Origin of the sequence: Anoxybacillus flavithermus, assembly GCF_002742685.1 — a bacterium.
GTDB classification, from domain to species: Bacteria; Bacillota; Bacilli; order Bacillales; family Anoxybacillaceae; genus Anoxybacillus; species Anoxybacillus flavithermus_E.
In genome coordinates, this window is record NZ_PEDM01000005.1 from 31,798 (window position 1) to 44,272 (window position 12,475).

Here is a 12,475-nt window from a genome sequence, read left to right on the forward strand (position 1 = left end):
TTACGCCACCTCTACACCGCTAATGTAGACGTTAATGGCGTTCGCTGTCCCTGCTTGCACGGTAATCGTTTCTGCGGCTTGCATAACTAACGATAAATCAATAACAACCGTATCGTTTGCATTAACAGAATAGTTATTAACTATTTCTATTCCCACTATTGTGATTGTGGCTGTTGCCGCACTTGCGGTTTTGTTTGTCAGTACAATGTTTTTTACAATCGTTGTCGTCGAAGCAGGCACGGTATAAGCCGTTGTTGCCGTTGTGCCAGCCGTTCCTTTATATAAACGTCTCGCTGTTGCCGCCAATTATATCGCCCCCATCCAATAGAGAATTTCAAGGTCATTCGCTTTTGATTGTGTTGCGTTCCAAGCTGTTCTTTCTGCTGATGTTATATGCTTCACATTATCCGCCGAATGCGCAACAACTGCATCATTCACTTGTTTCACCGCATTTGCTGTTGCCGCTTTCGTCGTCGATGTACTTGTCAATGTATCGTCTAGTTGGACGATGCCGGCTTGTGTGGTGCTTGCAGACGGCATCGACTGTTGCGGCAACTGTTCCGACAGAATTTTCCCATCTGGTCCTAGGATAGCGACTTTCCCATCAATTTTGTCCCAGTTGTCATTCAGCATTGTCTGTATATTAAACGTGTCATTTGCGTCTGCAATAGGGTCTTTCTTGTACAATCCTAATCGAGGTGTGTTACTCGCCAATATTATGCACCTCCTGCAAATTTATCGAGCGTTGTCGCTTCCAATTGCGAAAGCGTCATTACGTTATGAACATCTTTTATTAGCAAATAAGAAAACTCGAAGTCTATCGCCAAATGAGCCGGAATAATTTCACGCAAAGCGTTTTGGATGTCGGCTAAATTCGGCGGAACTCCGAGTTTGCTAACGAATTTAATTTTTACGGTGTAAAGCGAAGGTTGTTCAGTTACTTCGACTTCGCCGTTATACCATGACTCTGCGACGTTTTTAATGAGAGCGACCGTTACTGTTCCGATGCCGCGTAACTTTGACTTGATCACGCTACGACGTTGTTCAATCGGCTTACTTTCATCGACAGGGATACCGCAAATGCGCTCCCAATGAGAAAGCCCCCATGTGGCTGTGTCAACATAGAACTGTTCCAAAACTTCATCTATTGTAGCACTCAATTGTTCAACTTCTTCGTTCTCTGTCCCTATTAAGTTTGGAAATTCTCGTATATCTTGATAGTAATTAGGGAGATATTGAAATAGATTAGACACTTATTGATACCCCCCCACGAACAGGAACCTCCTCATCTTGCAACGCGACATTAGCCGTGCCCCCATTCACAGTCAGTCCATTGTAATCAATGACACCGGGCGTGTTCAGTAAGAGTGTTCCGATTTTTGCGTAGCTGACATATGTCATTGAAAAAGCAATCTCTTTGAAATATTCATCCAACGACGCTGGGAAAGCATCTTGAACATTTTGCAACGTATATCCCGATGCAAGGACTACGTTCGCCGAAACATTGATCGGTTTGCCTGTCGCTGAAGCTACTGTGACAGACGCTCCGATTGGTCGCATTTGTTCGATATATTCTTGTACTTGTGTAACTAAATTATTTGTAGCTGGCTGCATATCCGTATTGACAATGGTGACTTTGACCGTGCCTGAACCATTCCAAAGAGGCGTCACTTTTGCCGCACCTACGCCTGCAACCTCGGTTGCCCATTGTTTATAGTCCGCCGCATTTCCGCTCGTTCCTGGCTCCCGTACCTTTTGCAAAAATCGTTTCCGCAGTGACTCGTCGCTCTCCTCGTCTTCGCCAGGAAACAACACATCTGCCAACGTTGCTGTCCCTAGTCCCTCGATCGGTTCAATCGGCAATAAATTCCCGAATTCCTGATTTCCCGCACTTCCTGGTGTTTCAGCCTGCATGCGAAATTGGCCGTCCGTGATTTTTTCGATCGCTACATAGACCATATCGTTTAGTCTAAATCGGCTTCCGATTGGAATATTAAACGGTACATCGTTTCCATCCGTAAATATTCCTTTTCGCACAGCAGGTGTTGCTTGCTTTCTGTATACACCAAAGTCCGCGGCACGCTTATCTAAATATTCGCCCGTTGATGTTTCTCCGAACGCAAGGCGCAAAACGATATCTAACTCGTCGTACATTTTTGCCAATTCGATTGCAGCTGGCGCTAAAGCATCATAAATAATCGACCCTTCTCGTTTGTCTATATCATCCGATATACGATCCAGCATACGTTGTAAAATCGTCTCGAACGTCTGATTTTCAAACAACACCGTTCACCTCTTTCGGCAGTTCTATTTTTCCATAAACGGTGTAGCACACGATTTTCGCAACGGCTGAATCCCCAGAAAATTGCACCGTCACGTCTACATCTGTTACTCGCTCATCCTGCAATACAGCTTCCTTAATTCGTCGCGGCAATTCTGCTTGAACGAATAGTCTTTCTTTTCCAATCAAGTTTTCAAAGCCGTAATTATCGCTATAAATCAAATATTTAAAACGATCGGTGCTCAGCACTTTAAAAATGGATTGCTTAATCGCTTCTACTCCATCAACCATTCCACTGCATTGGCCATTTTCAAAATCAAGGCGATACGTTTTTGACGGAATCGCCGATGGTTCCACCACTTCTGCTTCTTCAATTGTGATGTTTTCAGAAGGAAGTACCATCATTTCACCACCTTGTCTAAAACAACAAATTGTTGTCCGCCTTGGACGCGGAGCAAAATGACTTTATCTGCGCGTTTCAAATTAGCTTGGGTTACACGCTCTGTAATAACCAAAAACTCTTCGGTCAGCTTCAACTTCTGATGTATTTGAACCTCAAGGGGGCTTTCAGATACGACCGTGCCAAACGACACATGAACGGGATTCGTCGCTTCTACAGCCTTTACGGCAACCGTTTTAATTAAATCTATTAAACTCATATCAAATCACCTTCAAATCAAGCTGCATCGTATGCACGCCACCTTCCCAGTTATGCGTGCATTCATCGACAAGGAAATATTGTTTAATGCCGATTTTTTCAATGTACACAAACACAAAGCATCCGGCACGCACTTTCCAATGACCAAGGCAATTAAGTTTCAATGATTTCGTTTCCCGATTTCGTAACTTAATCAGCTTGTCCAACAAATCTTTAATTTGCGCTGCCGTCATCTTTTCATCGACTTTGCGAAACTCTTGCAACCGTCCCCATTTAGCAATGTTCGCGCTGTCTTGGGCGATATAGACCTCGCGTTTGCCGGTTTTTTTATTGTCTTGCACAATCTTGACGCGATTATACGTTTCTTCGTCGATTGATTTTTTGTACTCAAAATCAAAAAGCAGACTCTCTTCCCCAATGTAGAAGTCGTCTGCTGAAATAGCCATGTTATTGATATTTCGCAATTCTAATTTTCCGAAATTATCGAACAGCACATAGTTTCTGTTCGTCGCAATTAGCGTTGAATCTAAAAACTTCGCTACCACATCGAGCGCTTTTTTGTTGTCCTCGACCATCGCTGGCACTTTGTATCCTGTATCTTCAAATGTTCCGATTTTTAATCCTGCATCGGCAGCAATTTTCTTTATGCCAGCTGTCGCTGTTGTCGAAGAAAATACAAATGTGTCGTTATACATAAGATATCGCAATTGGTCATATGCTTTTACACCGAATTCACTACTTGTGTTAAAACCTGTTTCAAACACATATCCGTAAAAAATTTTGTACGATCCGTCTGTTACGCGGATAATCGCTCCACTATTAACAGGAAACTTTGTTGGTTGTTCAATCACTAACTTCGCATCTAACGTCCCGGCCTTTCCGATGCGGCTAGTCTTCCATTGCGCGCTCGAAACAGGCATATCCCACACCGTTCCATCCCGATTATCAATCAATACTTCCATCATTTCACCCAATCTGTAGGAATTTTTAATACCAAACCGATTGGTAGTTTCCGCAACTGACTATCCTTAATCCCGTTCAGCTTTTGTAACTCTGGATATCGGTTGCCATTGCCTGTATAAAGCTTGGCTACTTTCCAAAGATTGTCGCCTGCTTTTAGCGTGTATGTCGTCGGTTTTGGCTTCGTATTTGGTCGAGCAGGCGCATTTTTCTTTACAACTTGAACAGCTGATAACGTTTGTTTTTTAACCACTTGCATTTTCTTTGGAGCGAATGGCATGTATGTTTTTAATTCCAGTGAAAAATTGACGTCTTCACTACCAAACGATTCGTCGTATTCAAATCGCTCAATCGTGACTAATTCATTGATTGTAAAAGAGCCGTTGACATAGATATATCGAATCGGTTGTTTATTTCGCATCCATTTTTCTAACAAGTCAATGTAGTATTTCGGTTCTTTAAACACCGTTCCTGAATAATGAGTAGGTTGCGCAGGAAAAAAGGATTCGAGAGAGAAGCCCGACAACTTTTTATCTTTCGGCACGTTTACACGCCCAAGCTTTGCAATTGTAAACTCCTCTCCGTCTCCTTCTGTTTTTACGTTCACCTTTTCAGGATTCACAGGAAGCCGAAACATTTCTTGGTCATTTGCGTGAAAATAAATGGCTCGTTCCATCACGCATACGCTCCTTCCGCCGAACGGGCGATTTCGTTTACCATACTTTCTTCAAAACGACGAACGAGTTGATCCACATCGACGTTATTTCGAATGTCCCCCGTCTTTACTTGTACAGTCGGCGTTAACGTGACGAAGTTTTGAATAGACTTAATCGTTGCTAACTCTTTGAAAACTTGCAAATCTTCCTCCGCGATGTTAATTTCGTCGTCAATTTTCCCGATTTTATCGAGCTTACCGCCTGTCGGGTTCTTATCCTCTTTTCCACTCGCTAGAGGGTTTTTCATGCCTGGGCTATTTGCAATTTGGTTGCCTAATGATTGTTTAAACGGGTTTTCCATTTTCGTATTAGGCGCTAAACTTTTTGCTTTTTCCAATATCCCAGAAAGCTTTTCAGACATGTTTTTAGTAAATTTCATTCCTGCCGCATTTCCTGCCGCGAACGCTTGTGGGACATTCAACATTTTCATCCTCGGAATATTGACCATAAATTCGCTGCTTGTTGGCGGTTTTAGATTCGCCGCAAAGTTTTTAAGCCCGTTGGATATACTACCTACCGAACCAGCACTTAACTTGCCAATCGTGCTAATGTTTACCCCCGGTATCATGTTTAAAGCTTTGATTAAACCATTAACAGCGCCAATGGCGATATTTGCTCCTTTCACAAAAACACGCGCAAGAAAACTCGCAGCCGTGTCAAATGAACCAGTAAGCGCAGTCATATTGTCTACGACCATTTTTACCATATCGTAAAATAGCTTTTTCACCGCATATACAGGGTCAAAAAAGACGTTCATAATAAATTCAGCAACCATCGCAAACGCATTCCAAATATTCGCGACGATATTCCAAATGAACGCTCCTAAACTTGCGAATAAACCTGTTATAAACCCGACTACCGTAGCTGTTTGGTCTGCCCAATTTACTGTCGCATAAATTACTAGAGCAAGTAACGCAATAATTCCTAGTAACACCCATGTAGCTGGTGAACTAAGCATAGCCGTGTCGTAAACCCATTGAGCCGCCGCGGCAAGCATTGTGGCTGTTTTCACAATCAGCCATTTCGCTGCAACACCAAGCAAAATCGCGCCAATCCCAGCTAAAACAGAGCCAATTACCGTCAAAATCGGTGCAATCCATGACCAATTTTCTTCAAAAAAGCGTCCCACAGCGCCGACCATTCGATAAAAGAACTCCAGCGCATCAAAAGCAAGGTCCATTCCCTTAATAAACACGTTAACAAAAAACATTGCGTGTTCTGCCATTGTCGCAAACGCATCAGAGTTCACGAACTGGTTAAAACGAATTAACAACGGTTCGAATGCACGGAGCGACCAGTTTTTAAACATGGTCATCGCATCCGCAAACGTCAATGGCATGTTTTTGAATTTCTTTTCAATGTCATCGGCGGCTTTGAATAAGGCATTTTTAATAATGTCAGCTGTAATTGTACCTTTTGCTGACATATCTTTTAATTCTCCTTTTGTTTTGCCTGTAAAATCGGCAATCGCTTGAGCAAGCAACGGTGCATTTTCCATGATGGAACGGAACTCGTCGCCTTGTAGTTTGCCTGCCGCCATCGCTTGGGTGAGCTGATACATACCAGCTTGGCGTTCAAAAGTCGATGCTCCAGACGCGGTAAATGCTTTTCCCATTAATTCAGAGAAACGAATCATCTCGTCGTTGTTTTTGAATGCGTCATCCGCCAATAAACCGAGTTTTGCAACCGAATTAGCCATATCCATATACCCACTTCGGCTACGTTGCGCGGCTTGATATATTTTCTCTTGCAATTGCGCTTGTGTTTGTAAGCCGTCATTGATATTCGCTAGGCGTGCCGATGTAGAAACATAAGCGTCTGAGGCTTGAACAAATGACTGAATTCCGTTTTGAATTCCTTGTAGTGCAGCAAAAGCTGCTGTTGATAATAAAAATGCGCCAAAAAACTCTTTCACAGCACCTGTCGCCCGACCAACAGGAGGAGGCAAGTTGGCGAATTTGGAGCCTAATGGCGCTAAAGAGCTATCCGCCTGTTTGGAAGCCACTATTAATCGCTCTAAATCAGCCGATGCGTTCGTAATCGCTTTACGTGCTTTCGCTAATCCTTTTGTATCTAATTGCGTTGCGCTCGCATCCATCTTTTCCATGACGCGAATGGTTGCATCCATCGCACGAATCATTTTCATGAGTGGTCCTGTCAATTTGTCGTTTAACGCCAACGTCGTTTGAACTCCAGCCATTCGCTCACCCCCTCATTTTGCTTTTTATGCGGTCATGCTCTTCTTTCTCTTTCTTTAGTTCAATCTGAATACTGGCTATGACAAAGGCCTTCTCTCTTCGGTCCATTTCTAAAAACTCACGAGGTCGCCAATGAAAACGGTGGAGAGCAACGTGCGCATAAAACGCCTCTCCACCTTCTTCAATTAGTTTTTTGCCTCTTCTACCTCTTCATCCATCGTCTTATCAAGCCCCGAAATTTCTGTGACCTTCTCAAGAATTTGGTTGGCTTCACCTAAAAGGAACATTTCAGCAAACAGCTTGTCCGCACCTAAAACACCATATGACTCTTGCAACTCGCGATCGTTCAGATCAGGATACACAATGGACGCCACACAAATTTCACGATTGTATCTCACCACATCAAAAACACGTTCCATTTTGCCGCCTTTGCCTAGGCGAAACTTAAAGCAACGCTCATTGATTGCATCGGCTTCGCCCGCAGTCAACGGACGCAGCACAAGTGGTTCGTCAAAACGCTCCAGCTTCAGCTCCACGTTTTCATATGGTTTGACATTCCCTTTTAAAAATGCCTTAAACTTGCTCATGTGGCTCCTCCTTAGTTAATCGTTTTGAATTGGTCTAACAAATCGAAATCATCAAATGTAAACGACACTTCATCTTTGAGTACATCATCCGAATCGCCATCCAATTTAGCAATGAGCGTGCTGTCTGGCACGATGTTTTTAATGATTGCTGTTTGCTTACCTGCCGCGCTCGTAATATCTGCATTAACGAGCATCGCATCGAAAATCGGCGCTTTCCCTGTCCGTAAATATTCCAATGCCATCGCTCGAATTTCTGGGCGGTGGTAGTAATATGTCATGTTTCCTTTTCCGTTTGCCCCGACGATTTTACTACCATTCATACGTGCGCCTACACGTTTGACGTCAGCTTTGATATATTCAATCGTTGCGTCAAATTTCACAATTTCCGCAAACTCATATGACTTCCCGTCAATCGTAATGTATAACGTTCCTTCTTTCGAAGAAATCGCGTCTTTCGATTCTATTACACGTGGCATATTCATCACCTCCGTTTATTACTTGCATGCCACTGTCATATAGAGTTTTTCCATGGCATCAACGAATTTAAGTCCTACATTGACCAACACAGCATCTTTTTCATCACCTTGTTCAACTACAATTTCATCTGGATTATATGGCTCTAAAGCACCGACTCGCACGAGAGGATCTAACACGGTTTTCATCACTTCTTTTTTGAACAAGTTTCGGCCGTCCTCGTTGTTGTTCACTTTTCCAATGAAATATTTGGAGTAGATATACTGCGTATTGTCCGAAACAATGTCCATTTCGCGAATGATTTTGTTTTTGCGGAAGTCTTGGTTTTTTGTTGGTGTAAATGAACGGAACGTGTTAATGTCTTGCTCTACGACCACCGCATCGCGATTGAACGTATAGACAACGTGTCCATCTTTCAATGCTTGTTCAATTTCTTCATGCGTTTTACGCTCGCAGTCAATTGCTCCAGGATACTCGGCATAGGTTAATGAATTGGTGCCAGCGCTTGCATACGCTGCCGCATACCAATACAGCGCGTCTTTAGCCGTTAATTTCTCGCCGCCTTCAAGCGTAACGCCATTGAGAACCGACACGACACCTTCATGATCGGCAGTATTGTAATTGTTCGTCACCAACGTTACATTTTTCCCGTAATGGGCACGCCATTCTTTCACTTTCAACGTTAGTAATGCTTTTACTGTTGAATCGTCCGTACCAAAAGCCACGACCTTAAAATCTTGCGTATCCAAACCTGCCGCAAATTCAGCATACGCGTCATTTGTTGCGGTTCCTGTCGTTCCGCCAGCTAGCGTCAATGTCACGTCGGAAGTCGGTAACTGACCATTGAACGAAACAAAAGCGTTCGGCTGCAAGTCGGCAATCGCAGCTACCGTTTGTGTATCGACAACCGCCCCATCAAAGTATGTCTTCACTGTCGCGGTTCCGTCTAAATTTGCTGTAACGACAACCGAAATTTTATTTCCGTCCGCACCCGCATATTTCGCTGTCGCTGTTAATCCTCCGCCCGTCGCTGTTGCTTTTGTTCCCTCGCTGTTCAAATTGTAAACGATCAATTGACTAGTCGCTTTGAATGCTTCCCGAACAGGAACAATTGCACTTAAATCTTTTCCGAACACTTCTTTAAACTTCGTATTCGGCGATACTTTTACAAATTTTCTTGTTTCACCCCAGTCTAACTTGACTGGAATCACCACAACCGCATTGGAATCAGGTGCCATCGTGTTTAAACTGTTCGTTTCAAAATTGATATACGCGCCAGGACGAATTTTATTTTGCGTTTTCCATGTTCCACCTGCCATTATTGAACCTCCTTCGCTTTCCACTCACTCAACAGCGAGTCTACTTCTTCTTTCGTGTACGTTCTCGATTCATCGAGTAACACTTCAAGCAACAATCGATCTTTTGCGTATTCCGGCGCACGAATGAAAGCTGATTTCCCATACCGCGTTTGTTTTTCAGTCTGCTTTGCCAATCCAGACACCTCCTAACGTCTGCATCTTTGTTTCGTCCATCACCTCTTGCAGGCGTGCCGACACATCGAATGTAATCACCAGCACATCGTCCTGTTTTGTCCCTTCTAACCGATGCACATGATATTTGTTGGCGATATATTGAAATTCTGTTTGAAACGTTTCAAACACGTCATCGCATTCACTATCCACTTCCGTTGATTGTGGGAAATATACAACATTCCACGAGTACGTCCGCCACACTTGCCCTTTAATTTTTCGTTCTTGTTCAGACTGAATCATACGAACGAGAAAAGCAGGAGTTTGAAGCCCCTGCTTGACTTTTTCATCGTATACTTTGACGTTTCCAAAAACTTCTTTCATTTGCTGAATGATGAGCGTTTTAATCTCCAAAGATCCGCCTCATCTCCTTTTCCATCTCCCGTTGCCACATGTTTGGGGCGATTTTTTGCATGTCGTTCATTGTCAATTTCAACATGAACCGGCCTTCCACCCATCCGACGGTCTGTCCAGCCACCACGATACGATGCCCGTTTTCTACAAAGGACGCATATTCGGCTTGGTTGTAAATGTGAATATATATCGTATCGCCCTTGCTCATCACATAATACTTCCAATTGTTCCGCAAATTACCTGTATCAACAGGCGTTAACTTCTTCACTTTCCGAATGGCCAACTGAGCAATGCGTTGGGCTACCTTCATTTGCACTTGATGAGCGATTTTATTCAACTCTACTAATTGCTGTTTCAGTAATCGAACTTCACTAAACTCATAGCCCATTATGCATAACCCTTTCGAACGAGCAATACTTCTTGGTGGGTAATATATACAAACGGTTCTTTTGCTGACTCGTAGCGCACCCCATCGATCACAAACACATCGCCAGCTCGCACGTTAATGTCGCTAGACAAAAAAACTTTCACATCGTACTGAATAGCATTTACATCGTCCTGTGATGCGTTATTGAGCGTCTGCATGCCGACAGAAGAAAGGCGACAAGGCACGTTTTCGTGCTTTGTCACCCATTGCATTCCATCGGCGCCATTCGGCTTCTGATACGCTTCATATCGCTGGATAGTAGCTGCTCGGTCATACAGCCGTTCCACCGCGGATTTGGCTTTGAGAAAGATGTCACGAACTGACATGCTACCACCTCATTTTACGAAACTTATACAAAGCGCTCTTATAGGAATGAACGATGCTTTCTACTTCTGTTTCTCCTTGGCTCTTTTCATGAGCCGTAAACGTGACTTGCACGTCCCCTTCTTTGATGGATTGAACAGCCGGTTCGGCATCGGGAGCATTTTTTTGCTTCAGACCAATGAAATCGACCGCCATGTTCGCATGGACATACCGCAGTTCGTCCGGTATGTCATCGCGATTACAAAACGTTTTGATCGCTTGACCTACTTCGTCAATGTATACAGCCAAGCGATCATCTGGTGGTGGATTGTCCAGCTTGGCTTTGACAATATCAAGCACTGTCATCGTTATTCAGCTGCCTTTTCTGTTGCTTTCTTCGTTCCCTTTTTCTCCTCTTCTTCCTTCACTTCTTCGTATCCAGCGTTTTTAAATGCAGCTTCTTGTACGTCGTTTGTTGCGATTAACACTTCATCACCTTTTTTAAACTTCTTCATCCCTTGTCACCCCTTACGCTTTCTTGTGCACGTAAATGGCGTTCTTTTTGTTCTCGAATACGAACGCATCGTAACGAATACGTCCTTCCACCAAAGTGCCATTAATTCCTGGCGGGTTTTCATGCGTCACGTAGTCAGTCAATTTAATCGGCGCGACCGTTGCCATTGGGTGAGTGATGAAAAATTCCACATTCGCCGGCAAGTACGAAGATGGAACTGTAATCAACGGAATACCATCAATTTGACCAACTTGCCCTTTCATTAACGCGTCTTGTGCGATATCAGATGCTTTGATAAAAGAAGAATCCAAACGAATTTGTTTATAGAAATTTGGACCGATATACGCCACGCGACCAACCAATGGCACTTTCAAGTCCGTGAGCGTTGTTGTTGCATCTAAGAAAGCTTCATAGGCATTGTCTTTTGTAATTGGCGCCGTCGCTGTTGTGCCTGCGTTTGCGCAAATAATTGAAAAACGATAGATGTCCACCTCTGGAACAACAACTTCGTCAATCTGACGGGCGAGCGCCTTCCCAGCTTCCATGACGCCCATCGTATCTTGTTTCGATTTGTTGTCGATGGTAAACGTAAACGCACGGTCGCGCGTCACTTTCATTTCTTGTACGCTGTTTTGTAATTCCGATGGCGTCCCGTAACGACTCATTCCCGTTGGTGTATAGTCTTGCATTGGAACGGTTGGAATCGAGAATACTTTCACCGTTTCGACTCCGACCCAATCTAAGTCTTGATTCACAGCTCCATTCGAAAGAGATTGCTTTTTAAAACGCTCATCCACATATGGTGCATACTTTTCTGCATAATTAATCGGCATAGTTCATTACCTCCTATAAACTAAATTGAATTAAACCCAGCCAAGAACGGATCCTCTGGTTCACCGCCAGTCGGACTGCCTTCAGCTGGTTTAATACCTGTAATTTTTGGTTGATTGCTGTTTTCAGGCACAAATAAAAAGGACTTGGTTTCTTGCAGCGTCTTTAACTGCTCCTCCAGTCCTTTGGTGATGTTGCCATTTTCATCGAGTTCAATTGTATTTTTATCAAGAAGCGATGCGACCAAGTCGGCGTCATGTACCTTTCCATTAATCGCAAGTTTAATCGCGCTGTTCAATTGCGTTTCCTTGATTTTTGCCTCATATGCCGCCTTCTCGTCTTTATATCGCTTCTCTAAGTCCGCAAGCTTCGTTTGAAGTTCTTCATTTCCTTCTGCTTGCTTCTTGAGTTGTTTTAAGTCGTTGTCGCGTTGTTCTAGCTGTTTTTTCATGTCGTCGAGACTTGTTTTTAAATCGTCTACTTTCGCTTTTTGCGCCTCTACCGACTTCCCATGCTCAGCCATAATTTTGTCAATGACGTCTTTTTCGAGACCTAAACTTTCAAGAAATTCGCGTTTCATGGTATTCCTCCTCTGGTTACGTTTTTTAACGTGGTTACGGCCACGAACCGCTTTGTTCTTTAA

The 12,475-nt window shown here is 43.5% G+C and carries 20 protein-coding genes; all 20 read right to left on the reverse strand.

All coding sequences use genetic code 11. The features are described 5' to 3' along the window. Complete coding sequence (locus tag CS060_RS04195) at positions 1 to 306, reverse strand: hypothetical protein (protein ID WP_035050467.1); 306 nt, start codon at positions 304 to 306, stop codon at positions 1 to 3. After that, positions 307 to 714: a tail fiber protein gene (locus tag CS060_RS14280; RefSeq protein ID WP_035050466.1), complete on the reverse strand. Its 408-nt coding sequence runs from the start codon at positions 712 to 714 to the stop codon at positions 307 to 309. It lies immediately after the preceding gene. 2 nt (positions 715 to 716) lie between these two features. Next, positions 717 to 1,253: a YmfQ family protein gene (locus CS060_RS04205; protein ID WP_035050465.1), complete on the reverse strand. Its 537-nt coding sequence runs from the start codon at positions 1,251 to 1,253 to the stop codon at positions 717 to 719. After that, positions 1,246 to 2,283, reverse strand: coding sequence for a baseplate J/gp47 family protein (locus tag CS060_RS04210; RefSeq protein WP_035050493.1), 1,038 nt, complete (start codon positions 2,281 to 2,283; stop codon positions 1,246 to 1,248). The genes CS060_RS04205 and CS060_RS04210 overlap by 8 nt, the downstream gene beginning before the upstream one ends. Continuing rightward, positions 2,276 to 2,683 carry a DUF2634 domain-containing protein gene (locus tag CS060_RS04215; protein WP_035050495.1) on the reverse strand — a complete coding sequence of 136 codons (408 nt, stop codon included), beginning with the start codon at positions 2,681 to 2,683 and terminating at the stop codon, positions 2,276 to 2,278. The genes CS060_RS04210 and CS060_RS04215 overlap by 8 nt, the downstream gene beginning before the upstream one ends. Continuing rightward, positions 2,683 to 2,940 carry a DUF2577 domain-containing protein gene (locus tag CS060_RS04220; RefSeq protein ID WP_035050497.1) on the reverse strand — a complete coding sequence of 86 codons (258 nt, stop codon included), beginning with the start codon at positions 2,938 to 2,940 and terminating at the stop codon, positions 2,683 to 2,685. Before CS060_RS04220 ends, CS060_RS04215 begins: the two co-directional genes overlap by 1 nt. A 1-nt stretch (position 2,941) precedes the next feature. Next, the gene (locus CS060_RS04225) at positions 2,942 to 3,901 is read right to left on the reverse strand and encodes an XkdQ/YqbQ family protein (protein ID WP_035050499.1); all 960 of its coding nucleotides are present in this window, start codon (positions 3,899 to 3,901) and stop codon (positions 2,942 to 2,944) included. After that, positions 3,901 to 4,575 carry a LysM peptidoglycan-binding domain-containing protein gene (locus CS060_RS04230; protein ID WP_033020561.1) on the reverse strand — a complete coding sequence of 225 codons (675 nt, stop codon included), beginning with the start codon at positions 4,573 to 4,575 and terminating at the stop codon, positions 3,901 to 3,903. The genes CS060_RS04225 and CS060_RS04230 overlap by 1 nt, the downstream gene beginning before the upstream one ends. Continuing rightward, entirely contained in the window at positions 4,575 to 6,815 is a 2,241-nt protein-coding gene (locus CS060_RS04235; protein WP_099668716.1) for a tape measure protein, read from the reverse strand. Before CS060_RS04235 ends, CS060_RS04230 begins: the two co-directional genes overlap by 1 nt. Before the next feature lie 183 nt (positions 6,816 to 6,998). Next, on the reverse strand, positions 6,999 to 7,400 hold the full coding sequence (locus CS060_RS04245) for a phage tail assembly chaperone (RefSeq protein ID WP_035050386.1): 402 nt from the start codon (positions 7,398 to 7,400) through the stop codon (positions 6,999 to 7,001). An 11-nt stretch (positions 7,401 to 7,411) separates the two neighbouring features. Next, positions 7,412 to 7,876, reverse strand: a complete 465-nt coding sequence (locus CS060_RS04250; RefSeq protein WP_035050389.1) for a phage tail tube protein — start codon at positions 7,874 to 7,876, stop codon at positions 7,412 to 7,414. An 18-nt stretch (positions 7,877 to 7,894) separates the two neighbouring features. Beyond that, a complete protein-coding gene (locus tag CS060_RS04255; protein WP_035050390.1) occupies positions 7,895 to 9,193 on the reverse strand; it encodes a phage tail sheath subtilisin-like domain-containing protein in 1,299 nt (432 codons plus the stop codon). Further along, entirely contained in the window at positions 9,193 to 9,366 is a 174-nt protein-coding gene (locus tag CS060_RS14080; protein WP_165570934.1) for a hypothetical protein, read from the reverse strand. Before CS060_RS14080 ends, CS060_RS04255 begins: the two co-directional genes overlap by 1 nt. Next, a complete protein-coding gene (locus CS060_RS04260) occupies positions 9,350 to 9,757 on the reverse strand; it encodes a phage tail terminator family protein (RefSeq protein WP_035050391.1) in 408 nt (135 codons plus the stop codon). The genes CS060_RS14080 and CS060_RS04260 overlap by 17 nt, the downstream gene beginning before the upstream one ends. Next, on the reverse strand, positions 9,747 to 10,145 hold the full coding sequence (locus tag CS060_RS04265; RefSeq protein ID WP_033020556.1) for an HK97 gp10 family phage protein: 399 nt from the start codon (positions 10,143 to 10,145) through the stop codon (positions 9,747 to 9,749). The genes CS060_RS04260 and CS060_RS04265 overlap by 11 nt, the downstream gene beginning before the upstream one ends. Next, positions 10,145 to 10,510: a hypothetical protein gene (locus tag CS060_RS04270; protein WP_099668717.1), complete on the reverse strand. Its 366-nt coding sequence runs from the start codon at positions 10,508 to 10,510 to the stop codon at positions 10,145 to 10,147. The genes CS060_RS04265 and CS060_RS04270 overlap by 1 nt, the downstream gene beginning before the upstream one ends. A gap of 1 nt (position 10,511) precedes the next feature. Further along, positions 10,512 to 10,853: a head-tail connector protein gene (locus tag CS060_RS04275; protein ID WP_099668718.1), complete on the reverse strand. Its 342-nt coding sequence runs from the start codon at positions 10,851 to 10,853 to the stop codon at positions 10,512 to 10,514. A gap of 2 nt (positions 10,854 to 10,855) precedes the next feature. Next, entirely contained in the window at positions 10,856 to 11,002 is a 147-nt protein-coding gene (locus CS060_RS14085; protein WP_165570933.1) for a hypothetical protein, read from the reverse strand. Between the two features lie 13 nt (positions 11,003 to 11,015). Next, complete coding sequence (locus CS060_RS04280; RefSeq protein ID WP_035050394.1) at positions 11,016 to 11,834, reverse strand: N4-gp56 family major capsid protein; 819 nt, start codon at positions 11,832 to 11,834, stop codon at positions 11,016 to 11,018. A gap of 20 nt (positions 11,835 to 11,854) precedes the next feature. After that, the gene (locus CS060_RS04285) at positions 11,855 to 12,412 is read right to left on the reverse strand and encodes a phage scaffolding protein (RefSeq protein WP_035050396.1); all 558 of its coding nucleotides are present in this window, start codon (positions 12,410 to 12,412) and stop codon (positions 11,855 to 11,857) included. Positions 12,413 to 12,475: the final 63 nt, after the last annotated feature.

What these genes read in the sequence shown, in the direction of transcription:
- CS060_RS04230 (WP_033020561.1), bottom strand. Translation starts at nt 4,575, where the DNA reads ATGGAACGAGCCATTTATTTTCACGCAAATGACCAAGAAATGTTTCGG.
- CS060_RS04285 (WP_035050396.1), bottom strand. Translation starts at nt 12,412, where the DNA reads ATGAAACGCGAATTTCTTGAAAGTTTAGGTCTCGAAAAAGACGTCATT.
- CS060_RS14085 (WP_165570933.1), bottom strand. Translation starts at nt 11,002, where the DNA reads ATGAAGAAGTTTAAAAAAGGTGATGAAGTGTTAATCGCAACAAACGAC.
- CS060_RS04235 (WP_099668716.1), bottom strand. Translation starts at nt 6,815, where the DNA reads ATGGCTGGAGTTCAAACGACGTTGGCGTTAAACGACAAATTGACAGGA.
- CS060_RS04270 (WP_099668717.1), bottom strand. Translation starts at nt 10,510, where the DNA reads ATGTCAGTTCGTGACATCTTTCTCAAAGCCAAATCCGCGGTGGAACGG.
- CS060_RS04255 (WP_035050390.1), bottom strand. Translation starts at nt 9,193, where the DNA reads ATGGCAGGTGGAACATGGAAAACGCAAAATAAAATTCGTCCTGGCGCG.
- CS060_RS04225 (WP_035050499.1), bottom strand. Translation starts at nt 3,901, where the DNA reads ATGGAAGTATTGATTGATAATCGGGATGGAACGGTGTGGGATATGCCT.
- CS060_RS04265 (WP_033020556.1), bottom strand. Translation starts at nt 10,145, where the DNA reads ATGGGCTATGAGTTTAGTGAAGTTCGATTACTGAAACAGCAATTAGTA.
- CS060_RS04220 (WP_035050497.1), bottom strand. Translation starts at nt 2,940, where the DNA reads ATGAGTTTAATAGATTTAATTAAAACGGTTGCCGTAAAGGCTGTAGAA.
- CS060_RS04215 (WP_035050495.1), bottom strand. Translation starts at nt 2,683, where the DNA reads ATGGTACTTCCTTCTGAAAACATCACAATTGAAGAAGCAGAAGTGGTG.
- CS060_RS04275 (WP_099668718.1), bottom strand. Translation starts at nt 10,853, where the DNA reads ATGACAGTGCTTGATATTGTCAAAGCCAAGCTGGACAATCCACCACCA.
- CS060_RS04280 (WP_035050394.1), bottom strand. Translation starts at nt 11,834, where the DNA reads ATGCCGATTAATTATGCAGAAAAGTATGCACCATATGTGGATGAGCGT.
- CS060_RS04245 (WP_035050386.1), bottom strand. Translation starts at nt 7,400, where the DNA reads ATGAGCAAGTTTAAGGCATTTTTAAAAGGGAATGTCAAACCATATGAA.
- CS060_RS04250 (WP_035050389.1), bottom strand. Translation starts at nt 7,876, where the DNA reads ATGCCACGTGTAATAGAATCGAAAGACGCGATTTCTTCGAAAGAAGGA.